A 19,787-nucleotide genomic window follows, 5' to 3' on the forward strand; every position below is an offset into this window, starting at 1 on the left:
AAGACAAGTACTTTGAAGAAGCTTGTTACCAGTTCTCCCGCGCCTGACCGCGACGCCTTTGAGGCGGATTTCATCTACGGGCCAAGACGGCGTGAGCGTTTCGCCTGGTTTGTCGCGGCGGCAGGGGTGCTGGTCGGCGTCGCCGGCATGGTCGCGGGCGCGAGCCTCTTTCCCCTCAAGACGACAGAGACCTTCGTGGTCGTCGTGGACAAGGAAACCGGCGAAATGGACCGAGTCGCCGCGGTTCAAGCGCTGACGCTTTCCGAGAGCGACGCTATCATCCAGGCCAATCTCGTCGCTTATGTCGATGATCGCGAGACCTATGACCTGACCGATGGCGAAAGCCGCATCAACTCGGTGCTCGACCGCTCCGACGGCGACGCCGCGCGCACGCTGCGCGATCTCTGGTCCTCCACCAACGAGGATTACCCGATCACCGTCTACGGGCGCGACGCCAAGATCGAGGTGGTCATCAAGTCGGTCAACCAGATCGAGCGCGGTGTGGCCCAGGTCCGTTTCACCCGCACGCTGCGCCGTCCCCGCGACACCCGCACCGTAACCCGGTCCTATGTCGCCACCGTTGGCTACGACTTCCAACCCGAAACCCGCCAGCGCCTTCAGGACGTCTGGGCCAACCCCTTGGGCTTCGTGGTGACCTCCTACCGCGTCGACGCCGAGACCCTGGAGAACTGACCAAGATGAAATCCCTGCCCGCGCTCCTCCTGGCGTTTGCCATGCCTGTTGCCGCACTCGCCGAGGCCACGCCGCAAGGCGGGTTGCTCGATATCCGCATCCGCACCGCCGTCTACAACGAGAACCAGGTCTACCGGATCGAGACCGATCTTCGGCATTCAACGACGATTCATTTCGGGGCGGGCGAACGGTTCGAGGCGGTGATCGTCGGCGACACCGAAAGTTTCCAGGTCGATCCGATCCCCGAGCTCGGCAATGTGCTCACGATCAAACCGCATGTGGCCAATGCCTCGACCAACATGACCGTCATCACCAATCGACGCACCTATTCCTTCCATCTGCGCGAGGGCTCGATCCCGAACCGCACCGGCATGTTCTTCGAGGTCCGCTTCCGCTACCCCGATGAGGAGCGCCGCGCGACAGGTGCTACCCAGCCCAAAGGCTTCGAGGCCCCGCGGAACTACAACTACCGCGTCTCGGGCGAAGGGGATTTCCGCCCCAGCCATATCTATGACGACGGGCGTTATACGTATTTCGTCTTCCCGGAGAACGGTCGCCAACCCGCCCTCTTCAAGGCCGATGACCAGGGCCGTGAGCGCACGGTGAACTGGACGCAGGCAGGCAACACCGTCCGGGTGCTCGGGGTGAACACCTACTGGACGCTGCGCATCGGCGACGAGGCGATCTGTGCCTGGCGCGACGAGAGCGCGATCTATGTGAGCAACTGACCATGGCCGATCAAACCCCTCCCGACCTGCAGGACCGCCTCGACCAGTTCAACCAGCGCGGCAAGTCCCAACGCCGCGGCAACAGCCTTGGAGTCGGTGCGCTCGCCGCCGCCCTTGCCCTCGGCGGGGCTGGCGTCGCGTATTTCCTGGCGACCGGCCTGCAGGAGGGCGACAGCGCACTCGAGACCTCCGATGTCGAGACCTTCCAGGACCGCCGCCCCGGCACCGGCGGGCGACTGGAGTTCCCGCCCGACGAGACCGAGCAACGGGTGAATGACGCGCTGATCGCTGTCGAGGAAGCGCTGGACGTGCCAGCCGCCCCTGCCCCGGAGCCAAGCAGCGAGGTGCTGGCCGAGATCGCCAAACTCCGCGAGGCCCTTGCCGCCAGCCAGGCCGCGCGGAATTCGGAAATCCAGTCCGCCGTCGCGGATCTGCGCGAGGCCTTCGACGAGCAGAAGACAGCACTGGAAGCACTCATCGCGGAGAAAGAGGCCGAGCTTGCCAACCTGCGGCGCCAGACCGAGACCCGCATCGAGGGGCTGCAGTCGATGCTCGATGCCGAACGGGCGCAGCGCGAGGGGCTCGAGGCCGAGCTCGACCGCGAAGGGCTGATCGCCGATCAGCGCCTGCTCGAAGAGCGCCGCCGGCAGGAAGAGGAACAACGCCAGCGCGAGGCCGAACGGGTCGCCGAGGAGCTTCTGACCGCGCAGATCAAATCCCCCGCAGTGGTCTATGCCGATGGTCCGCGCGGCGGCGCGAGTAGTGCGGCGGTGGCCGATCCTGCTGCCGCAGGCACCGGGGGGCCGGTCCTTTCGGGCAATGAGCAGTTCTTGCAAAGCGCGCGGCCACTCGAGGTGCAGGAGGCCGCGCGCCTCGCCCATCCTGAACGCACCCTGACCCAAGGGTCCGTCATCCAGGCCGCGCTCCAGACCGCCATCAACAGCGATCTGCCGGGCTCCGTTGTCGCGGTCGTCTCTGAGCCTGTTCCGGCGTTTTCCGGGGACCGGATCCTGATCCCCCGCGGCTCCCGCCTTTTTGGCCAATACCGCTCCGGGATCGAGATGTATCAGAAGCGCATCCTGATCCTCTGGACCCGCGTCCTGACCCCGGACGGCACCTCGATGGAAATCGCCTCCGTGGGCGGAGACCAACTCGGCCGCTCGGGCCTCACCGGTCTCGTCGACACCAAGTTTGCCGAGCGCTTCGGCGGAGCGGCGCTGATTTCCGTAATCGGGGCGGCACCGGCCGTCGCGGCAGAAAGTGCCAACAATGAAACCACAAGCATCGTCTTGGGCGATGTCGGCAGCGACCTGCAGGATGCGGTCGGATCGGTCATCGCAGATCAGGTCTCGATCGCGCCGACGATCTATGTCGATCAGGGGGCCTCTGTCACCGTGCTCGTGGATCGGGATGTGGTGATCTATTGACCGAGGCGGCATCACCAGCGTCCTACCTCGAGCGTTATCTCGACCCGTTCCGCGACCTCCTGAAGCGCGATGACGTGGTCGAGATCGCGATCAACCCGGATGGCAAGGTCTGGCTCGAGGTGGCAGGCGACGCCACAATGCGCCACGAAGGCCAGACCGTGGATCGCACCACCGCCCTCAACATGGCCCAGACCATCGTCGGCGACGCCAAGGCCCGCGTCTCTGAAAAGAACCCGCTCGTGTCCGGCAAGGTGGAATATGCAGGCCGGCCGCTTCGGGTCCAGGTCGCCGTGCCGCCCGCTATCGATCGCGGCGCCTCGATCACCATCCGCCTATTCGCCTCGGGCAGTGTCAGGGACTATGCTCCGGCCTATCTCTTCGGCAAGGCCGTCTCGCTCGATGCGCTCCGCGCCGAAAAGATGAAGAACATCGCCAGTCTCGCTGAAGAGAACCTTGAGGCCGCGCTGCAGACCCTGGTCGAGGCGCGGCTCAACGTCCTGATCAGCGGCGGCACCTCGACCGGCAAGACCACTTTCGCCCGCCACCTTCTGACGCATGTGAGCGAGCACGAACGGCTGATCACCATCGAAGACGCCTTCGAGCTATTCCCCGGCCAGCCCAACACCGTCGCCCTTCTGGCCGACCGCGGTGCCGGCTCGCAACGCATCGCCAATGCCCTCCTTCAGGCCTCCCTCCGCATGCGCCCCGACCGGATTATCGTCGGCGAGTTGCGCGGCGCCGAGGCCCTGACCTATCTCGAAGCGATCAACACCGGTCATGGCGGGTCGGTCTCCACCATCCACGCCGAAACCGCGGAACTCGCCATCGACCGGCTTGCGATCATGGTGCTGCAGGCCGGCACACCGCTGACCTTCGCTGAGGTGCGGGAATACATCCGCAAGTCCATCGATGTGATCGTGCAGCTCGGGCGGGCCGAGGGGAAGCGGGGGATTACGGAGTTCTATCTGCCGGGAAGGTGAATTCGGCAGACTGCACACGAAGCGCGCACAGACCCAGACTAGGCCTCTGAACTTCCGAAGGAATACTTCCGATCCTCCAAAGCCGGCTTCTACCCTGCTGCTTTTTAACCTGATGAGTGAATGCCGAAGGGATCAGGGCCGATATCCAACTTCTCCGCACTAAGGCATTGAGTTGAATGGACATGCAAGACCGCTACGCTGAAAGGACTAAAGTTCGTCCGCAAAGATTGGCCCTATCGTGATGTCGGCAACGATGAGCGGCAGTCGGCTGCCTTGATCTTGGAGAGCACCCCTGATCATCCACCAGCCACCCTCGGCGCCAACAGGATGACGGCCGCACCGATGAGGCAGATTGCGGCACCTGTCAGGTCCCAAGTATCCGGGCGCTGCTTCTCGATGAGCCACAGCCAGAGGAGCGAGGCTGCGATATAGACCCCGCCATAAGCTGCGTAGGCCCGCCCCGCGAAATCGGAGGGGGCAAGGGTCAGGAGCCAAGCGAAGACGGCCAGGCTCAGGAGGCCGGGGACCAGCCAGAGCACGCTCGCCCCTTGCCGCATCCAGGCCCAGACCGCAAAGCAGCCCGCAATCTCGGCCAGAGCGGCACCGATGTAGATGGCGAGGGTGCCGGGTGCGTTCACGATGCCCCCTCGCTCTCCGGATGCCGGTGATCGGTTGCGCATAGCGAATGGTCGCCCAGAACTTCAATGACCCGGCAATCGGCGATCCGACCGCCTGCACATTGCACGACCATGCGCTCAAGTTCGGCTTTCAGCGCAGTCAGGCGCGCAAGGCGGCTTTCAACCTCGGCCAGTTGCGCCCTGGCGATGACATCGGCGGCTGCGCAGGATTGATCGGGTCTGTCAGAGAGACTCAGAAGATCTCGGATAGTGTCCAGCGGAAAACCGAGCTCCCGCGCATGGCGGATGAAGGCTAGCCGATCCAGTGCCGACTGCCCGTAGAGCCGCTGGTTCCCGGCACTGCGATCTGGCTCCCGCAGGAGCCCGATCTGTTCGTAGTAGCGGATCGTCGGAACCTTCACGCCGGCCGCTTCGCCCAATTTTCCGATGGTGAGCATCAGATTTCCTCTTGAAGCTATAGCTACTAGAGACCTTAGGTTCCCGACTCAGGGAATACAATGTTGCCCGCTGGGCGGGGTGGAAGGGCGTGATGACGGCGAACGACAGTGCAACCTACGAATGGACGGTTTCCGGGATGGACTGTGCGTCGTGCGCCGGCAAGGTCCGGGGTGCGGTCGAACGCCTGCCTGGCGTGAGCGACGTCGACGTGGCGCTGATGACAGAGCGGCTCCGGCTGACGCTGGACGAGGCGCAGACCCCGCGCGACCAGGTTGAGGCGACCATCAAGCGGCTCGGCTACGGGATCGCGACGAAAGGATCGAGCCCCGATCGGAAAGGCTTCGTGCTGCCGGACGACGAGCAAGCGTCCCGTGCGGACGGCTCGCGAGATGCCGCAGGACTCGAGCCCGACGCTGGATCGACAGGGCCCGAGAGCGGTCCCGGTCCCGGTTCGCGTTGGTATCAGACCGCGAAGGGCAGACTGGTGATCGGCACCGGTCTCCTCCTCGCGGCGGCATGGGCCGTGAAACTGTTCGCTTCCCAGGACGTGGCAACTTGGGCGTTCGTCCTCGCCACGCTCATCGGCGTCGCCCCTATCGCACGTCGCGCCGTGGCGTCCGCCAGAGCGGGCATGCCGTTCACAATCGAGATGCTGATGACCATCGCCGCCACCGGCGCGCTCGTCATCAATGCTGCGGAGGAAGCGGCGCTCGTCGTCTTCCTCTTCGCCGTCGGGGAGGTTCTGGAAGGCGTCGCGGCAAACAAGGCCCGCGACGGAATCCGGGCGCTCACTCGCCTTGTGCCGAAGACTGCTCTTCTAGAAGTCGCCGGCAGGACACGAGTGATACCGGCCGACCAGCTGCAGGTGGACCAGATCGTTCTCGTGCGCCCGGGAGACCGGATCCCTGCGGACGGCGAGGTCATCGAGGGCACTTCGGGCGTCGATGAGAGCGCCGTCACGGGCGAGAGCGTGCCGAAGCTGAAGGAACCTGGCGCCCCCGTCTTTGCCGGCTCCATCAATTCCGAGGCGGCGCTGCGTGTCCGGGTCACCAATTCGGCCGAGGACAACACCATTGCCCGCATCATCCGTCTGGTCGAGGAAGCGGAAAGCGCCCGGGCCCCGACCGAGCGCTTCATCGACCGTTTCAGCCGCATCTACATGCCGGCCGTCGTCGGAGTTGCGGTGCTGGTGGCGATCGTCCCGCCCCTCGCGTTCGAGCAAGGCTGGGACACGTGGATCTACCGCGCGCTCGCGCTTCTCCTGATCGGTTGTCCCTGCGCGCTGGTGATATCGGTGCCGGCTTCCATCGCCTCTGCGCTTTCTTCCGGCGCGCGTCGCGGGCTGCTGATGAAGGGAGGCGCCGTGATCGAGGCAGCGGCGGCCACCACACATGTCGCATTCGACAAGACGGGGACCCTGACCCACGGACGGCCGCGCGTCACGGACGTGGTGCCGGTCTCGGGATCGGAGACGGAGGTGCTGGCGCTGGCTGCCGCCGTCGAAGCGGGGTCGAGCCATCCTCTGGCGGAGGCGATCCTGTCCCGCGCGGAAGCTGCGGGAGCGCCGTTCCTGGCCGCGACCGCCGCCAAAGCGCTTCCGGGCAAAGGGGCCGAAGCAGTCGTTGAGGGTGAAACCGCCTGGGTGGGCTCTCCACGGCTTGCCGAGGAGCACGGTGTGTTGGACGACCTCGCGCGCGGGGCGGTGGTCGGCATGGAGGATGAAGGCAAGACAGTCGTCGTGATCTTCCGCCGGAGCCAGCTCGTCGGACTTGTCGCGCTCCGGGATGAGCCCCGGGAGGATGCCGCCCGCGCGGTGCAGCAACTCAAGGCGCTTGGCATCGCGTCTGTGATGCTGACCGGCGACAACCGGCGCACGGCAGCAGCAATTTCCGCTGGGTTGGGCATCGAGCATCGCGCCGAACTGATGCCTGAAGACAAGGTCGCGGCGATCCGCGAGATGACGGCCACGGGCCATGTCATGATGGTGGGCGACGGCATCAACGATGCCCCTGCGCTCGCCACCGCCCACATCGGAGTTGCCATGGGTTCCGGAACGGATGTCGCGCTCGAAACCGCGGACGCTGCGATCCTGCGCAATCGGGTGACCGATGTGGCCGGCAAGATTCGGCTTGCTCGCGCAGCCATGGTGAACATCAGGCAGAACGTGGCGATCGCGCTCGGCCTCAAGGCGGTGTTTCTTGCGACGACGATCCTCGGCATCACCGGGCTATGGATCGCCATCCTTGCTGATACCGGCGCGACGGTCCTTGTCACGCTGAACGCGCTGCGGCTTCTCGCTTTCAACCCCGAACGGTCGGGCTGAGACAGCAACCCCGAGCCGAATGCTTGCTCAGCCAATTCGTCCAAGCACGGGAAAGGTGTCAAGTATCCAGTAGGACAGCGCACTCAGCCGCCCGGTCATCATCGCCACTCCCATCAGAACCATGACCGCGCCCGCGCCCTGGTGCAGCCGACGCCCGATCCGTCCGACGCCCCGCAATCGGCCGGCGAGCCTGTCGGTGAAACCCGCCACGATCAGGAACGGCACGCCCAGTCCCGCGGAGTAGACCGCAAGCAGTGCCACACCTTGGCCCACCGTTGCGCTCGCTGCGCTGGCGGTCAGGATCGCGCCGAGTATGGGGCCGATACACGGGGTCCAGCCGAAACCGAAGGCGAGCCCCAGCACGTAGGACGCGGCGGGCCTGCCGCCGGGAATGTCGAGATGGAAGCGCAGATCCCGCTGCATGGCGCCGATGCGTGCTGCGCCGATCATGAAGAGTCCGAACAGGATCACGATGCCGCCGCCGACGAGATTAAGCTCGTAGCGCCACTGCAGCAGCGCTTGTCCGAGGGCCGTCGCGGACGCACCGAGGATCATGAATATGGTCGAGAAGCCGAGGACAAAGCAGAAGCTGAGCCAAAGCGTCTGTGACCGGCCGGACGCCACGCCGCCTGTCGCCGTCCTTCCGGCGATGTAGGACACGTAGCCGGGCACCAGCGGCAGGACGCAGGGCGATGCGAAGGAGATCGCCCCAGCCAGCAAAGCCGCAGTCATTCCGAGAAACGACAGGTCAGCCATGCGCGACCTCCACAGGTTCGTGCCGCCACGGCCGGGCTCCGGTGGCCCAGCAGTAGCCGACGACCGAGATGACGATCCATTGCAGGATCGGGCTCAGCCCCGCGTCGATCACTGGGATCACCGGCATCATCTCGCGATAGGCCCAGGCCTCGCGCAGCTCGATGTTCAGCCACTCGCTGAAGATCGTGTAGGCGACGCCGAAGATCACCGCGCCCCCAAGCACGCGGTGCCCTCGGCTGCGGGGCCAATCCGCGCTGCCGAACACGCAGAGCGACAGCATGGTCGTGCTGAGCGTGATCAGGATGTCGCCGCCCGTGCAGTGGACCGCCGCAAAGACGAGCTCGCCCGGGGTCCCGGTGAGCCAGATCGTGTAGAGCGGCAGGTGCGCGAACTCCCAGACCAGATGCGCAATGGCGGCGAAGGCGATGTACCGGCGTAACGCACCGAGCCAGTCCCGTCCCGGCGCCGCGCCGGTCTCCAGCCCCGCTGTCATCGGAACGCCCTGAACAGTCGGTCCAGCAGTCCCGGTTCAGGCGGCGGCGCGTTGGTCAGGCCGTTGATGTAGAGCACCAGGTTGATACGTCTGAACTCCGCTCCATGGAAAATGCCGGCATGACGCCTGCCCCGACCGATGACATGGACCATGGGCGCATCCGCCCCGCGAGCGGAGAGCGCCGCGAAGGCCCCTGTGGCGGCCTCCACCGTTTCGTCAGTGGGCATGACGGACCGCCAGTTCGCGGCCTCCCCGTCCGGATCGGGCGCCGCGTCACCGCCAACGGCCAGAAACTGGACCATCTCGCGCATCGGCGTAACGTTCACAGCTTCGCGAACCTCCTGCAGAAGCGCCTGCTGATCGGCACAGGGCGTGCCGCAGCCCTCGGGCTGGAAGCTGAGCACGACGATCTGATCGGAAAGACCTGACAGATCGAGGTCGACGCCATCCGCTCCGGTGAGCGCCAGCGGCGGCATGCGGCGCGAGTCCGTGGGCTCGAAGGCCGGTTCCTTCTCGGCCATCACTTCGTCGAGACGTTCGCCGGGATGGTGCGCGACGGCCGGCGCGGCGCCTGCGAGGAGAAGCAGCGTGACAAGAGCGGGCAGCCTCATGGCTCTACCTCCGGCCCGGTCGCCGCTACGCCGAGCACAGGGACCTCCACGGTGATTGCGCCCGCGCGCTCGAAGGTCAGCGTCAGCGGAAACGAGGCGCCTTCGTCGAGCTTGCCCGCGAGCCCGATCAACATCAGATGCATTCCGCCGGGAGCAAACCGAACCGTCTGTCCCGCCTCCAGATCGAGCGCGTCGAGATGGATCATGCGCGTTACGGAATCCGTTCCCGTCTCGGAGGCATGGATCATCACGCGATCCGCGACCGGCGTCGTTGCTGACAGCAGCCGGTCGTCGGCATCGCTGCGCAGCACGAGATAGGCCGCGCCAGGACGCGACGCGAGAATACTGGCCCGCGCCCAGGGATCGCTGACGGAAACATCCGCCAGAGAGGCTGCGGGAAATGCGGCGATACACGCCGCGGTAAGAAAAAGTTTCATCAGGATCTCTCGTCCCTCTCGATACGCTTGAAAATCTCGTCGGCGAGCCCCTCCGGCGGTTGATCTCCTTCCCGGTAGACCGAGTCGAAGCCGCCATCAGGTCGCATCAGGTAGATGTAGCCGGAATGCGCCATCAGATAGCCGTCGGGCGCGGCGGCGTCCTCGGATCGCTCGTACCAGACGCGGAAATTGCCGGCGGCCTCGGAGACTTGCGCCTCGGTCCCCGTGAGGCCGATCAGCCGCGGATGGAACGCGGCGACATACTCCGCCATGATCTCGACGGTGTCGCGCGCTGGGTCGACGGTGACAAAGATCGGTGCGACCCGATCCGCCCCTGGCCCCAGAATGTCCATCACGCTGGCCATGTAGGCGAGCGTGGTCGGGCAGATGTCGGGACAGAATGTGAAGCCGAAGAACACCAATTGCCACTGGCCGTCGAAGCTGTCCGACGTCACCAATCGTCCCGCATGATCGGTCAGCGTGTAGGCGTTGATGATTGCGGCCTCGCCGGTCACTCGCGGTCCCGGCAGGTCGGATAGGATGAGGGCGCGCCAGAGAACGGCACCGCCGAGAGCCAGGGCGGATCCGGCAACGGCCGCCCAGAGCAGGCGCCGGATGCGTCGCAAGCCTTCGGAGTTGGAAGCGGAGTTCATCGGATCGGGTCCTTCTGGTGGGGCGAGCATCAGTCCCGTGCGCCGTCCGAGCTGGCGTCCGAACTCTTCTGGGCCGCGCAGGCCTTCGAACCGCCCATCATGCAGAGCCCCAGCCCGCACATGACGGCGCAAGGCGCAACCGCGAGGATCAAGGGGGCAGCGCCGATTGCGGCCACCCAGCCCCAATTGAGCCACAGCCCCGCGCCGATCAGCGCCATCGCGCCGAGGATGAGACCGCGGCGCCCGAAGGCCATGGAAAAGCGTCCTGGTCGGGCGGCGCCTTGGTCATAGGATGTATCAGGCATGGTCATCTGTTCCTTTCAGCGATGATGGTCTGGAATTGTGCGATCGCCTCCGCGCTGTCCCATTCGGCGGGTCCCGTCAGGCGGCCGCGTTCGCGCCCCTGCCGGTCGATCAGCAAGGTCGTGGGCAGTCCGATGACGGCGAAGGCGAGCATCGCGCGGATGTCCTCGGCGAGGTACTGGCCCAGATGTCGAATGCCGATTTCTTCGTAGAAGCGGCGCACCGGGCGCAGCCCCGCTCGATCGATGGACAGGGGCAGGACGTGGAAATCGTCGCCGCCAAGCCGCGCCTGCAACGCATCAAGCGTTGGCATCTCCTCGCGGCAGGGTGCGCACCAGGTGGCCCAGATGTTCAGCAGGACCACGCGGCCCTGGAAATCCGCCAGCGTCAGGTCGCGCCCGTCGCCATCCACGAAGGGCGGCGAGAGCATCTCGCGCGGGGTCTCGTGCAGCGGCATCAAGGGTCGAGCGGCAGCGGGTGTTGCAGCAAAAGCCAGCGCACCGGCCAACAGGTCGCGCCGCCTCATGATCCGTCCCCCGCCTGCAACCGGCGGACGACGGGCAGGATCTCTTCGTCCAGCGCGCGGCGGTCGAAGGGTCCGACATGCTTGTAGGCGATCCGTCCATCGCTATCGATCACGAATGTTTCCGGCAGGCCGTAGACGCCCCAGTCGATGGAAACACGTCCGTTCCGGTCGGCGCCAATGCGGGTGTAGGGATCGCCGAGTTCACGCAGAAAGGCCAGTGCGGCCTCGGGTGGATCCCTGTGGTTGATGCCATAGATCGGGACGGTTCCGGTTTCTGCCAGATCGACCAACAGGGGCATCTCCACACGGCAGGGCACGCACCAGGATGCCCAGACATTGACGATGGACACCCCGCCCGCGAGGTCGGAGGTGGCAAGGCCGTCACCACGGCCGTCTATCGGCGGCAGGTTGAAATCCGGCACCGGCCGGCCGATCAGCGTCGAGGGCAGCCGGTCGTCATTGTTGAACAGCCCCCAGTAGAAGGCGGCGCCTAGACCGGCAAAGACAATCAAGGGCAACAACGCCAGAGGCGAGACCCGGCGCACGCCCGGCTCCGTACCGACTGTCAAGACCCGCCCCCGTCGTTGACTGTCACTTCGGCCTGAAACCCGCGCTCGCGTTCGGGCCAGGTGCTCTTGATGTAGGCCAGAACGGCTACGATCTCGTCATCGGACAGGATGCCCTCGAACGCCGGCATGTCGCTTTCATAGCCGGGGACGATGGCGCTCACACCGAGCCTGGTGATTGTGAATAACTGGCGGTCCGCATGGTGCCAGGTATGGCCGCTCGCATCGTGCGGCGGCGCGGGCATCCGGCCATTTTCGTTACGCCTGCGCCAGTCGGGCTGGCCTTCCAGGTCCGCCCCGTGGCAGGAGGCGCAATTGGCGGCGTAGACCTCCTGCCCAAGCGCAAGCTGCGCCGCGGTGACCGGCTCGCCGAGGAAGGTCAGGCGCTCGGCGTCCGGCGCTTGTTGAGCCGACGCGATCCAGCCTACCGCACCGGTCGTCGCCACAAGAGCAGCGGCTGTGAAGAAGCCCCGGCGCGTCATGCGGGCCTCCGCAGATACTTGATCAGCGCCGCCACCGCCAATATCAGCACTGCGATCAGCAGCAGCAGGACAAGTCCGCCACCCAGCATCATGCCCACCATGGGCCCGCCCATCATCTGGCTCATGCAGTCGCCCATCAGCCTGCCTCCCTTGTGTCATCGCGCCATGCCACCACCCAGGCGGCGACGAGCGCGAAGAGAACGTGACCGACGAGCGCGACCCAGGTGATGCCTGTGAAGCCGAGGAAGGCGGGATTGCCGGCGACGAGATGCGCCATGACATAGAGCGCAAAGATCCAGAGCAGGACGCCGTAGAGGACGGCGGGGACCGCCCAGCCAAGCCCCGGCGCGAGCGTGCGCGCGATGGGCCGCGCGAGCACCATCCAGCCCAGCGGATAGGCGACCATCCCCGCGAAGTAGTGCAGGAATTCCGCCCCCGGCCGATAGGTTGCGCCGAAGAGCGTCTGGATCACGTTGTTGGCGAGTGGAACCGGCGCGAGGTTGGCGAAGCCCAGCATCGGGCTGAGGCTCTGGCCGAAGAAGTCGAAGGCGACGGTGGCGCAGGCGCCCGCCAGAGCCATCGTGACAAGGCCGGGTAGCGTGAACAGCGTTACGATTGCACCCTTAATCGCGACGCCCAAGTTCATCTGTGGGTTGGTTTCAGTATCGTTCATTCCGAACTCCTTATGTGTTTGAGGATTGCCCGAACAGCGAGGCAAAGTGCTGCCACGACCAGAATGGGACCGAGCGTCATCGCGAGGATCGCGAAGGCGGTTCCCAGCGTGTCAGCCATGAGGCCCGCGCCGTCATTCATCGGAATAGACAGCCACGCCGTCCGGCCCGAACGAATAGGTGCGCAGCGTGCCCGTCTTCGCGGGCGCCATCCCCGGCGCATTGGCGGGCATGCCCGGCAGGGTGATGCCGGTGATGTCGGGGCGTTCCTCGAGCAGCCGCTCGATGATCTCGGCGGGAACCAGACCGCTGACGACATAGCCGTCGATCATGGCGAGGTGGCAGCCCACCCCCTGCTCGGGGACGCCTGCGGCGACAGAGCGGTCGACGAAGTCATGATCGTCGTCCACGGTGACCTCGAAACCTTCCGCCCGCAGGTATTCTGCATAGGCGTCGCAGCAGCCGCAGCCGGGATCGCGCCAGATAGTCACGGGTTCGGCTGCAAGGGCCGGGGTGGCTAAAGCGAGGAAAGTGGCAAGAGCAATACGTTTCATGTTTGATCCTTTCATGTGGTCGGAAGCGCGGCCCATGAAGCCCCGCCGTCATGGCTGAGGATCACCCCGTCCGCGGTGGCGGCGGCGATCCAGGATGGCTCTGTCGGGTGAACGGCGAGCGCGGTCGCGACGAGGCGCGATCTCCGCGACCAGGTCACCCCACCATCGGTGGAGGCCCAAAGGCCCGAGGGCAGCCCGGCGACAAGTCGTTCCGGGGCAGCCATTGCCGAGGCGAGAGCCAGTACCGGCTCGCCCTCGGGCAGCGGGGCCTCGGGCGCGGGCGGCGTGCCCGCGACCAGCGCATCCATTGCGTCGCCCGCCACCACGTCCTGCCAGCGGCAGAAGCAGTCGGGCACGCGGGTCAGGCCGCGCTCGGTTCCGGCGTAGACCCAGATGCCGCCCATGCCTGAGGCGAGATTGACAGAGGCGAGCGTCAGCACCTCGCGCTCGGCCTCAGCGATCCAGGGGCGGTCCATCACGAAAGACCAGTTTTCCCCCGCGTCTTCACTGCGCCAGAGCCCGTCGCCTGCGGCGGCGGCATAGAGCGTGTCCGGGGCGCCGGCTGCGATGGCGAGCGCCGTGACCTGCGCCTGCGGCAGTCCTCCCGATGCCGCGCGCCATGTCCGGCCGCCATCGTCGGACCGGTCGAGCCCGCCGCCGTCCAAAGCCGCGAACAGCCGCCCGGTCCGCGCGGGGTGACAGGCGAGCGCGCGAATATGGTCGCGTGGCGTGGCCGAGGCTGCGGAGGCGCCGCCCGACAGGTCGTGCCGCCACAACTGCGCGCCCGCAACGACGAGCGCATCGCCGTCGAAGGCCAGTGCAGGGGCCACAATGCCCTGGGCCCGTGCCCGCAGCGCTGGCAACAGCCCGGCGGCAGCCACACCGCCAAGCATGGCAAGCACGTGGCGTCGTCCGAACGGATTTGTAGCTGGATTGTTCATGTTCATTATCTCGTCCTCGTCATGCCACACGGAACACCCCCATCATGCCGCCGGCTTGGTGCTCGAGGATGTGGCAATGGAACATCCAGTCGCCAGGATTGTCGGCGACGAAGGCGATCTCGACCCTTTCGCGTGGGGCCATCAGCACCGTGTCCTGCCACTCGCCATGCGCCGTGGGCGCGCCGTTGCGGCTGATCACGCGAAAGGAATGGCCGTGCAGGTGGATCGGGTGGTGGAACGCCGTGGCGTTGGTCATGGCGATGACGTGAGAAGCATCGCGCTCCAGCGTCAGCATCGGGTCGAGGATATGCCCTTCGGCCGCCACGCCGTTGACGAACCAGATGCTGCCGTCGTGCATCCGGCCCATCATGCCGCCGCCCATCATGCTTTCCTGGCTGGCAATCCCCATCTCACGCTCGACCATCCCGCCCATCATGCCGCCGGTGAAGGTCACCTCGTGGCGGCGGGCGCGGGCGATGTCGGGCTCAGGCAGCGGGTTCGGGGCCAGCGCCATGTCCCAGTCGGGCGGCGCGTCGCGCAGTGGCGTCTCGGCGTAAGCCAGATCGACCACGCCAAAATTCTGGTCCGAGAAGAACCGGTCCGTGATCGTCATCGTTTCGCCCGGCGCACCCGTCATGTCGAGCATCAGATCGACCCGCATCGCCGGGCCGATCACCACCCATCCACGCGGGTCTTGAGGCGTGTGCGGCGTGACCGGCTGGCCGTCGAGCGCGATGACCTGCGGCGCGAGATCCCTGAAATCCAGCGCGAAGATGCGGGCATTGGCGGCGTTGATCAGGCGCAGCCGGATCCGCTCGCCTGTCCGCACCGGCACGGCATCGGGGGCGCGACCGTTAATCGTCACCGTGTTGCCCAGCCGTCCGGCATGGCTCATGTCGTGGAACCCGCCGAAGTCGTCCGAGATGGCGGCCTCTTGCGTCAGCCGCCAGTCGTCCAGCACCCAGACCAGCTCGCGGTCCACGCGCGGCGGGTCTGCCTCCTCGATGATCAGCGCGCCGTAAAGCCCGCGCCCGACCTGCTCGAAGCTGCGCTGGTGCGGGTGATACCAGAATGTGCCGGCATCGAACGCGTCGAACTCGTAGGTGAAGGTTTCGCCCGGCGCGATGGGCGCCTGGGTCAGATGCGGCACCCCGTCCATGGCATTGGGCACCCGTAGCCCGTGCCAATGGACCGTCGTCTCCTCGTTCAGCGCGTTCTCGACCGCGATGCGCAGCCGGTCGCCTTGCCGTACTCGGATCTCCGGGCCCGGCACGATACCGCCATAGCACCAAACGTCGCTCTGGCCCCAGGGCTCTGGAGCCAGCCGCGCCCGTCCCGGCGCGGCGCGCAGGGTGAAGGCGCGGTGCGTATCTGCCCAGGCCGGGTGCAGTGAAAGCGCGGCGCCCGCTGCGGCGCCACCGGCCAGAAAGCCTCGGCGCGACAGCGCCGGTGGGAAATTCGAAGTCATGTGTTTGTCTCATCTGAATTGTGCCGTTCGATCTCGCGCGAGCAGCGCGAGGGCTGAGCGCCTCCAGTCGCCATTCAGGCGCTCAGAGACGCGGGCCAACGGTCACAAACACGCCCTCGCAGGCGGCCTACCGTCGGATCAGATGAAAGTTCGGGGAGGGAAAGGGTCCGGCGGCGCTCTGAGCCCGCGCGGAAGGGCCATGCCGAGAGGCCGGTCCTGACGCAGCAACGGCATCATGAACTGTGCGGGTTCCACCGCTTTCAGGACGGCGAACGCGGGCGCAGTACAAATCAGATCGCAGCTTGCGTTCGCGCCGCTGTCGCCGTCCTCGGGACAGCCCTGGCACTCGGGCATCGACATCGCGCCGCCGTCCGCCATATCCAACGCCATCGCGTTCGCGCTCACCGCATGCACGATTGTGCTCGCGGCAAACACCACAAGAAACATGACGGCAATGAGTGAGGCGAATTTACGCATTCTCAATGAATTACTGCCCGGTTCATCCAATGTCCATTCACGAAATAGTGCCGAAGTCCACGGTCGCAATCGACACCGGAAATCGGCTTCATCCCGCACAACACGACAGCTTCGCGACATCCTTGGCGAAAGTCTGTGCGGCGAGCTTCAGCCCCTCGACCGTGGTCAGATAGGGAAAGATCGTCTCGCCGAGCGCCTTCGTCGTCATGCCGACCTTCAGTGCCATCACGAGCGTCTGGACACTGTCGGCTCCCTCCGGCGCCATGATCACGCCGCCCAGCAGGCGGTCGGTCGCCCGGTCGGCGACCAGCTTGATCAGGCCGCGCGTGTCGCGGGCAGCAAGCGCGCGGGGCACGTTGTCGAGGGTCAGCACGCTGGTCTTGACGTCATGACCCGCCACGCGCGCCCGCGCCTCGGTCAGCCCGACGCCTGCAACCTGCGGATCGGTGAACACCACCCAGGGCATCGCGGCGTTGTCGTATCGCTCCGCCCCGCCCAGAACGGCGTTGCGTGCCGCGAGCTTGGCGCCGTAGGCGGCCATGTAGACGAACTGGTCGCGGTCCGTGACGTCACCCGCGGCAAAGATCCCGGGCTTTGTGGTCTGCATGTCGTCGCCAACCCGGATCGCACCGCGTGCGTCGGTCTCGACGCCCATCTCAGCCAGGCCCAGCCCCTCGGTGTTGGGTGCGCGTCCCGTCGTCAGGACGAGGCGGTCGGCCGTCAGTTCGCGCTCCGCGCCATTCACCGTCACGGTCAGCACCGCACGGTCTCCGTCGCGCCGCGCGGCGTGATAGGTTGCGCCGTCAAGAACCGTGACATTCTCGGCGCGCAAGACCTCGGTGAGCGCCTCGGACACCTCCGGCTCGGTGCGCGGCAACAGGTGCGAGCGGCAGACTATGGTGACCTGGGTGCCCATCCGCGCCATCATCTGCGCCAGCTCCACGCCGATATAGCCGCCGCCGAGAAAGATCAGGCTTTCGGGCAATCGGTCCAGCTCCAGCAGCGACGTGCTGTCGAGCGTTGGTGCGTCCTGGATCCCAGGGATGTCGGGCACGGCGGGTCGGCCACCGGTCGCGACGATCACCTTGGGAGCCGTGATCCTGCGCCCGCCGACCTCGACCCCGCCGGGGACGAGACGCGCCGGCCCCTCGTCGAGATAGCTGACGCCCTCGTAGCCCGGCAGCAGGTCGGCGTACTTCTTCTGGCGCAGCGTCGCGACCAATTCGTCTTTGGCGGCGACGAGCGCCGCCCAATCAGATACCTGCGCCTCGCCGTGCAGGCCCGGGAACCGGGACGCCGCCCGCGCACCGTGCAGGGCTTCTGCGGCCCTGATCATCGTCTTGGAGGGCACGCAGCCTACGTTCACGCAGGTGCCGCCGATGGTACCATGGCCGATCAACGCGACCCGCTTGCCACTTTCGGCGGCGGTAATCGCGGCCGAGAACCCGGCCGATCCGGCGCCGATCACGGCAAGGTCGAAATCGCCCTTGGGCGCGCAGCAATCGTCTTTCATCAAGTCATCCATCCGTTCGAGTGGTCTGCCGCCGCTGCCGTCTCCAGACCGCGTACACGGTCAGCGCGCCGAAAAAGGCGAGCGCGGGCAGCAGAACGTAGTCGAGCCATCCCAGCCAGGCCGACAGGCCCAAGGTGCCGAGAAACACGACCAGTACTGGCGTGAAGCAGCATAGCGCCGCGATCACGGTGCCGACGATCCCTGTCGCGATCAGCTTGCGGTCGGTCTGCTCAGTCATCCCGTCAGCCCGCGAAGCGCCGGGTAACCTGCATTGGCCGACGCGGTCGCTATGGCGTCGGCGCTCGTCGCGGCGGAGTCGAAGAACACCGTGGCCGTGCGGGCCTCGAAGTCGATCTCGACGGTGCGCACACCATCGACGCCTTCCATCGCACGCTTCACCGTCACCGGGCAGAGCGCGCAGGTCATGTTGTCGACCGCGAATGTCACGGTCTGCTCGGCGGCGACGGTCTGCGCGGCAACAGGGATGGCCGTGATCGGCGCAACGGCAGTCAGGCCGAACAAGGCGAGTGCAAGGATCTTCTTCATGTGGATGTCCTTTCGGGGTCAGTAGAGAAGCGGGGCCCACCAGTCGATGGTGAGTGCTGCGACAACGAGGATCAGGGAGGCCCAGAGCGCGGTCTTGGTGATCCGCGCCGAGGACGGGCGCGCGCAGTAGGAACCGGGCTCGCAGACGGTTGGTTTGCGGAAATAGACCTGCCAGAAACCCGCCCCGATGAAGCCGAGCGCGATCACAGCGAAGATCGGCTTGTAAGGCTCCAGCGCCGTCAGGTGGCCGATCCAGGCCCCCGAGATGCCGAGGGTCAGCAACACCAGCGGCCCGATGCAGCAGGCCGAGGCGAGAAAGGCGCCGAGCACCCCGCCCGCCGCGAGCCAGCCCTTTCGGGCCGGTTGATCCGCGCCCGTGCTGTCCGTTCTGTCGTCTGTCAGCGCCATGTCGCGCACCTCTCGCCTGTGATTGAGGAGAGGTGTAGGGTCTGTAGCAACTACAGGCTCAAGAGGAAACTTGCCCATGACCGATCACGAGCGCGAGAGCGGCTTCACACGCGGCGACCTGGCCCGGGCGACCGGCTGCAACATCGAGACGATCCGCTATTACGAGAAGACCGGCCTGCTGCCCGATCCGCCCCGGACCGACGCCGGCTACCGGATCTATTCCGCCGCACACGCCACGCGCCTGCGCTTCATCCTGCGCGCCCGCGAACTCGGGTTTTCTATGGAGGACATTCGCGGGCTGATGGGGCTCGAAGACGGTGCCGCGCCGACCTGCGCCGAGGTCAAGGAGCGGACGGAGCGCCACCTTGCGGACGTGCGGGGGAAGATCGCAGACCTCAGGCGGATAGAGAAAGTGCTCTCAGTGACGGCGGCTCAATGCTCTGGAGAGGATGTCCCGGAATGCCCGGTTCTGGAAACGCTCGAAGGCTCGTGACTGCGCCGGGATCTGCCACGTGGGACTCAGCCACCGTCGACACACGCCCGCGCCTGGTCGCGCACGGCCCGTTTGACCCTTGCGTTACAACCGGACGCCTGCGCCCGTCATGTCGGCGGATCACCGAGGAGTTCTTCGACGCGCGTCTGGAGCATGGGCAGCACGTCTTCTTCGAACCAGGCATTGCGCCGGAACCAACTTGCGTTGCGCGGGCTTGGGTGGGGCAGCAAGATCACCTCGGGCCAGCGCGTACGCCAGTCCCGCATCGCATTCCCAAGCGACAGGTTCATGGTTTCAGGCAGGTGCCATGCTTGCGCATGGCGTCCGATCACCACGGTGAGGCGCACATTGGAAAGAGCGTCGAGCAATGGCTGCCGCCAGCGGGGCGCGCATTCGGGGCGCGGAGGCAGGTCACCCGATGGTCCGGTTCCGGGAAAGCAAAACCCCATAGGCAGGATGGCAACCTTCGCAGGATCCCAAAAGGTGGCCGCGTCGAGGCCGAGCCAATGTCTTAGCCGCACCCCTGAAGCGTCGTCGAATGGGCGCCCAGCAAGATGCGTCCGCCGCCCCGGTGCCTGGCCCGCGATCAGAATGCGCGCGCCTGCACCGATCTGAACGATCGGACGCGGCCCGAGGGGCAGTGCCGCGCATGCCGTGCAGGC

28 protein-coding genes are annotated in these 19,787 nt (G+C 66.2%); 6 read left to right on the top strand and 22 right to left on the bottom strand.

Translation table 11 applies throughout. The features are described from left to right. Positions 1–12 precede the first annotated feature (12 nt). From ARCT_RS0103405 to virB11, 4 genes are read left to right on the top strand one after another with little or no spacing between them, the layout of a single operon-like run. A complete protein-coding gene (locus ARCT_RS0103405; protein WP_027238823.1) occupies positions 13–693 on the top strand; it encodes a virB8 family protein in 681 nt (226 codons plus the stop codon). A gap of 5 nt (positions 694–698) precedes the next feature. After that, on the top strand, positions 699–1,421 hold the full coding sequence (locus tag ARCT_RS0103410) for a TrbG/VirB9 family P-type conjugative transfer protein (RefSeq protein ID WP_027238824.1): 723 nt from the start codon (positions 699–701) through the stop codon (positions 1,419–1,421). Positions 1,422–1,423: 2 nt separating this feature from the next. Then, positions 1,424–2,848, top strand: coding sequence for a TrbI/VirB10 family protein (locus tag ARCT_RS0103415; protein WP_027238825.1), 1,425 nt, complete (start codon positions 1,424–1,426; stop codon positions 2,846–2,848). Further along, complete coding sequence (gene virB11 / locus ARCT_RS0103420; RefSeq protein WP_027238826.1) at positions 2,845–3,828, top strand: P-type DNA transfer ATPase VirB11; 984 nt, start codon at positions 2,845–2,847, stop codon at positions 3,826–3,828. Before ARCT_RS0103415 ends, virB11 begins: the two co-directional genes overlap by 4 nt. Positions 3,829–4,124: 296 nt before the next feature. Here virB11 and ARCT_RS0103425 read toward each other — a convergent pair whose 3' ends face one another. Beyond that, positions 4,125–4,466 (bottom strand): YnfA family protein, encoded by a 342-nt coding sequence (locus ARCT_RS0103425; RefSeq protein WP_027238827.1) that lies wholly within the window; start codon positions 4,464–4,466, stop codon positions 4,125–4,127. Then, a complete protein-coding gene (locus ARCT_RS0103430; protein WP_027238828.1) occupies positions 4,463–4,903 on the bottom strand; it encodes a MerR family transcriptional regulator in 441 nt (146 codons plus the stop codon). Before ARCT_RS0103430 ends, ARCT_RS0103425 begins: the two co-directional genes overlap by 4 nt. Before the next feature lie 92 nt (positions 4,904–4,995). Between ARCT_RS0103430 and ARCT_RS0103435 the strand changes: the two genes are divergently transcribed. Beyond that, the gene (locus tag ARCT_RS0103435) at positions 4,996–7,227 is read left to right on the top strand and encodes a heavy metal translocating P-type ATPase (protein WP_027238829.1); all 2,232 of its coding nucleotides are present in this window, start codon (positions 4,996–4,998) and stop codon (positions 7,225–7,227) included. A gap of 27 nt (positions 7,228–7,254) precedes the next feature. Here the strand turns inward: ARCT_RS0103435 and ARCT_RS0103440 are convergent, their stop codons facing one another. The 19 genes from ARCT_RS0103440 to ARCT_RS0103535 form a co-directional block, all read right to left on the bottom strand. Further along, the gene (locus tag ARCT_RS0103440) at positions 7,255–7,983 is read right to left on the bottom strand and encodes a cytochrome c biogenesis CcdA family protein (protein ID WP_027238830.1); all 729 of its coding nucleotides are present in this window, start codon (positions 7,981–7,983) and stop codon (positions 7,255–7,257) included. Further along, positions 7,976–8,476 (bottom strand): hypothetical protein, encoded by a 501-nt coding sequence (locus tag ARCT_RS0103445; RefSeq protein WP_027238831.1) that lies wholly within the window; start codon positions 8,474–8,476, stop codon positions 7,976–7,978. Before ARCT_RS0103445 ends, ARCT_RS0103440 begins: the two co-directional genes overlap by 8 nt. Next, positions 8,473–9,087: a hypothetical protein gene (locus tag ARCT_RS0103450; RefSeq protein WP_027238832.1), complete on the bottom strand. Its 615-nt coding sequence runs from the start codon at positions 9,085–9,087 to the stop codon at positions 8,473–8,475. Before ARCT_RS0103450 ends, ARCT_RS0103445 begins: the two co-directional genes overlap by 4 nt. Continuing rightward, positions 9,084–9,524, bottom strand: a complete 441-nt coding sequence (locus ARCT_RS0103455; protein ID WP_027238833.1) for a copper chaperone PCu(A)C — start codon at positions 9,522–9,524, stop codon at positions 9,084–9,086. The genes ARCT_RS0103450 and ARCT_RS0103455 overlap by 4 nt, the downstream gene beginning before the upstream one ends. Continuing rightward, positions 9,524–10,177 (bottom strand): SCO family protein, encoded by a 654-nt coding sequence (locus ARCT_RS0103460; RefSeq protein WP_027238834.1) that lies wholly within the window; start codon positions 10,175–10,177, stop codon positions 9,524–9,526. Before ARCT_RS0103460 ends, ARCT_RS0103455 begins: the two co-directional genes overlap by 1 nt. A 29-nt stretch (positions 10,178–10,206) precedes the next feature. Continuing rightward, the gene (locus tag ARCT_RS0103465; protein ID WP_027238835.1) at positions 10,207–10,482 is read right to left on the bottom strand and encodes a hypothetical protein; all 276 of its coding nucleotides are present in this window, start codon (positions 10,480–10,482) and stop codon (positions 10,207–10,209) included. Positions 10,483–10,484: 2 nt separating this feature from the next. Continuing rightward, positions 10,485–11,006, bottom strand: coding sequence for a TlpA family protein disulfide reductase (locus tag ARCT_RS0103470; RefSeq protein WP_027238836.1), 522 nt, complete (start codon positions 11,004–11,006; stop codon positions 10,485–10,487). After that, the gene (locus ARCT_RS0103475) at positions 11,003–11,575 is read right to left on the bottom strand and encodes a DsbE family thiol:disulfide interchange protein (RefSeq protein ID WP_027238837.1); all 573 of its coding nucleotides are present in this window, start codon (positions 11,573–11,575) and stop codon (positions 11,003–11,005) included. The genes ARCT_RS0103470 and ARCT_RS0103475 overlap by 4 nt, the downstream gene beginning before the upstream one ends. Beyond that, a complete protein-coding gene (locus tag ARCT_RS0103480; protein WP_027238838.1) occupies positions 11,572–12,054 on the bottom strand; it encodes a c-type cytochrome in 483 nt (160 codons plus the stop codon). Before ARCT_RS0103480 ends, ARCT_RS0103475 begins: the two co-directional genes overlap by 4 nt. Beyond that, the gene (locus ARCT_RS28320; protein WP_169731202.1) at positions 12,051–12,191 is read right to left on the bottom strand and encodes a hypothetical protein; all 141 of its coding nucleotides are present in this window, start codon (positions 12,189–12,191) and stop codon (positions 12,051–12,053) included. Before ARCT_RS28320 ends, ARCT_RS0103480 begins: the two co-directional genes overlap by 4 nt. After that, the gene (locus tag ARCT_RS0103490; protein ID WP_240476218.1) at positions 12,191–12,727 is read right to left on the bottom strand and encodes a hypothetical protein; all 537 of its coding nucleotides are present in this window, start codon (positions 12,725–12,727) and stop codon (positions 12,191–12,193) included. The genes ARCT_RS28320 and ARCT_RS0103490 overlap by 1 nt, the downstream gene beginning before the upstream one ends. Before the next feature lie 132 nt (positions 12,728–12,859). Then, on the bottom strand, positions 12,860–13,279 hold the full coding sequence (locus ARCT_RS0103500) for a DUF411 domain-containing protein (protein WP_240476220.1): 420 nt from the start codon (positions 13,277–13,279) through the stop codon (positions 12,860–12,862). 11 nt (positions 13,280–13,290) lie between these two features. Further along, the gene (locus tag ARCT_RS25200) at positions 13,291–14,226 is read right to left on the bottom strand and encodes a WD40/YVTN/BNR-like repeat-containing protein (RefSeq protein ID WP_240476222.1); all 936 of its coding nucleotides are present in this window, start codon (positions 14,224–14,226) and stop codon (positions 13,291–13,293) included. Between the two features lie 13 nt (positions 14,227–14,239). Further along, complete coding sequence (locus ARCT_RS0103510; protein ID WP_027238842.1) at positions 14,240–15,688, bottom strand: multicopper oxidase family protein; 1,449 nt, start codon at positions 15,686–15,688, stop codon at positions 14,240–14,242. 138 nt (positions 15,689–15,826) lie between these two features. Next, entirely contained in the window at positions 15,827–16,165 is a 339-nt protein-coding gene (locus tag ARCT_RS0103515) for a hypothetical protein (RefSeq protein WP_027238843.1), read from the bottom strand. A gap of 88 nt (positions 16,166–16,253) precedes the next feature. Beyond that, complete coding sequence (gene merA / locus ARCT_RS0103520; RefSeq protein WP_240476223.1) at positions 16,254–17,678, bottom strand: mercury(II) reductase; 1,425 nt, start codon at positions 17,676–17,678, stop codon at positions 16,254–16,256. A 4-nt stretch (positions 17,679–17,682) separates the two neighbouring features. Further along, positions 17,683–17,916, bottom strand: a complete 234-nt coding sequence (merF, locus tag ARCT_RS0103525) for a mercury resistance system transport protein MerF (protein ID WP_027238845.1) — start codon at positions 17,914–17,916, stop codon at positions 17,683–17,685. Further along, complete coding sequence (locus tag ARCT_RS0103530; protein ID WP_027238846.1) at positions 17,913–18,224, bottom strand: heavy-metal-associated domain-containing protein; 312 nt, start codon at positions 18,222–18,224, stop codon at positions 17,913–17,915. The genes merF and ARCT_RS0103530 overlap by 4 nt, the downstream gene beginning before the upstream one ends. An 18-nt stretch (positions 18,225–18,242) precedes the next feature. Next, positions 18,243–18,632, bottom strand: a complete 390-nt coding sequence (locus ARCT_RS0103535; protein WP_036784137.1) for a mercuric transporter MerT family protein — start codon at positions 18,630–18,632, stop codon at positions 18,243–18,245. Between the two features lie 76 nt (positions 18,633–18,708). On the opposite strand from ARCT_RS0103535, the gene ARCT_RS0103540 reads away from it, so the two are divergent. Next, a complete protein-coding gene (locus tag ARCT_RS0103540) occupies positions 18,709–19,125 on the top strand; it encodes a MerR family transcriptional regulator (RefSeq protein ID WP_027238848.1) in 417 nt (138 codons plus the stop codon). A 107-nt stretch (positions 19,126–19,232) separates the two neighbouring features. On the opposite strand, the gene ARCT_RS0103545 is transcribed toward ARCT_RS0103540, so the two are convergent. Continuing rightward, a partial coding sequence (locus ARCT_RS0103545) for a uracil-DNA glycosylase family protein (RefSeq protein ID WP_027238849.1) occupies positions 19,233–19,787 on the bottom strand: 555 nt, incomplete at its 5' end.

The organism is Pseudophaeobacter arcticus DSM 23566 (genome assembly GCF_000473205.1).
GTDB lineage: Bacteria > Pseudomonadota > Alphaproteobacteria > Rhodobacterales > Rhodobacteraceae > Pseudophaeobacter > Pseudophaeobacter arcticus.

Excerpts from the sequence above, each read along its gene's own strand:
- ARCT_RS0103500 (WP_240476220.1), bottom strand. The coding sequence starts at position 13,279 with ATGAAACGTATTGCTCTTGCCACTTTCCTCGCTTTAGCCACCCCGGCC.
- ARCT_RS0103435 (WP_027238829.1), top strand. The coding sequence starts at position 4,996 with ATGACGGCGAACGACAGTGCAACCTACGAATGGACGGTTTCCGGGATG.
- ARCT_RS0103450 (WP_027238832.1), bottom strand. The coding sequence starts at position 9,087 with ATGAGGCTGCCCGCTCTTGTCACGCTGCTTCTCCTCGCAGGCGCCGCG.
- ARCT_RS0103460 (WP_027238834.1), bottom strand. The coding sequence starts at position 10,177 with ATGAACTCCGCTTCCAACTCCGAAGGCTTGCGACGCATCCGGCGCCTG.
- ARCT_RS0103515 (WP_027238843.1), bottom strand. The coding sequence starts at position 16,165 with ATGCGTAAATTCGCCTCACTCATTGCCGTCATGTTTCTTGTGGTGTTT.
- ARCT_RS0103530 (WP_027238846.1), bottom strand. The coding sequence starts at position 18,224 with ATGAAGAAGATCCTTGCACTCGCCTTGTTCGGCCTGACTGCCGTTGCG.
- ARCT_RS25200 (WP_240476222.1), bottom strand. The coding sequence starts at position 14,226 with ATGAACATGAACAATCCAGCTACAAATCCGTTCGGACGACGCCACGTG.
- ARCT_RS0103440 (WP_027238830.1), bottom strand. The coding sequence starts at position 7,983 with ATGGCTGACCTGTCGTTTCTCGGAATGACTGCGGCTTTGCTGGCTGGG.
- ARCT_RS0103510 (WP_027238842.1), bottom strand. The coding sequence starts at position 15,688 with ATGACTTCGAATTTCCCACCGGCGCTGTCGCGCCGAGGCTTTCTGGCC.
- ARCT_RS0103540 (WP_027238848.1), top strand. The coding sequence starts at position 18,709 with ATGACCGATCACGAGCGCGAGAGCGGCTTCACACGCGGCGACCTGGCC.
- ARCT_RS0103445 (WP_027238831.1), bottom strand. The coding sequence starts at position 8,476 with ATGACAGCGGGGCTGGAGACCGGCGCGGCGCCGGGACGGGACTGGCTC.
- ARCT_RS0103430 (WP_027238828.1), bottom strand. The coding sequence starts at position 4,903 with ATGCTCACCATCGGAAAATTGGGCGAAGCGGCCGGCGTGAAGGTTCCG.
- merA (WP_240476223.1), bottom strand. The coding sequence starts at position 17,678 with ATGAAAGACGATTGCTGCGCGCCCAAGGGCGATTTCGACCTTGCCGTG.
- ARCT_RS0103455 (WP_027238833.1), bottom strand. The coding sequence starts at position 9,524 with ATGAAACTTTTTCTTACCGCGGCGTGTATCGCCGCATTTCCCGCAGCC.
- ARCT_RS0103470 (WP_027238836.1), bottom strand. The coding sequence starts at position 11,006 with ATGAGGCGGCGCGACCTGTTGGCCGGTGCGCTGGCTTTTGCTGCAACA.
- ARCT_RS0103480 (WP_027238838.1), bottom strand. The coding sequence starts at position 12,054 with ATGACGCGCCGGGGCTTCTTCACAGCCGCTGCTCTTGTGGCGACGACC.
- ARCT_RS0103415 (WP_027238825.1), top strand. The coding sequence starts at position 1,424 with ATGGCCGATCAAACCCCTCCCGACCTGCAGGACCGCCTCGACCAGTTC.
- ARCT_RS0103490 (WP_240476218.1), bottom strand. The coding sequence starts at position 12,727 with ATGAACGATACTGAAACCAACCCACAGATGAACTTGGGCGTCGCGATT.
- ARCT_RS28320 (WP_169731202.1), bottom strand. The coding sequence starts at position 12,191 with ATGGGCGACTGCATGAGCCAGATGATGGGCGGGCCCATGGTGGGCATG.
- ARCT_RS0103465 (WP_027238835.1), bottom strand. The coding sequence starts at position 10,482 with ATGCCTGATACATCCTATGACCAAGGCGCCGCCCGACCAGGACGCTTT.
- ARCT_RS0103535 (WP_036784137.1), bottom strand. The coding sequence starts at position 18,632 with ATGGCGCTGACAGACGACAGAACGGACAGCACGGGCGCGGATCAACCG.
- ARCT_RS0103410 (WP_027238824.1), top strand. The coding sequence starts at position 699 with ATGAAATCCCTGCCCGCGCTCCTCCTGGCGTTTGCCATGCCTGTTGCC.
- merF (WP_027238845.1), bottom strand. The coding sequence starts at position 17,916 with ATGACTGAGCAGACCGACCGCAAGCTGATCGCGACAGGGATCGTCGGC.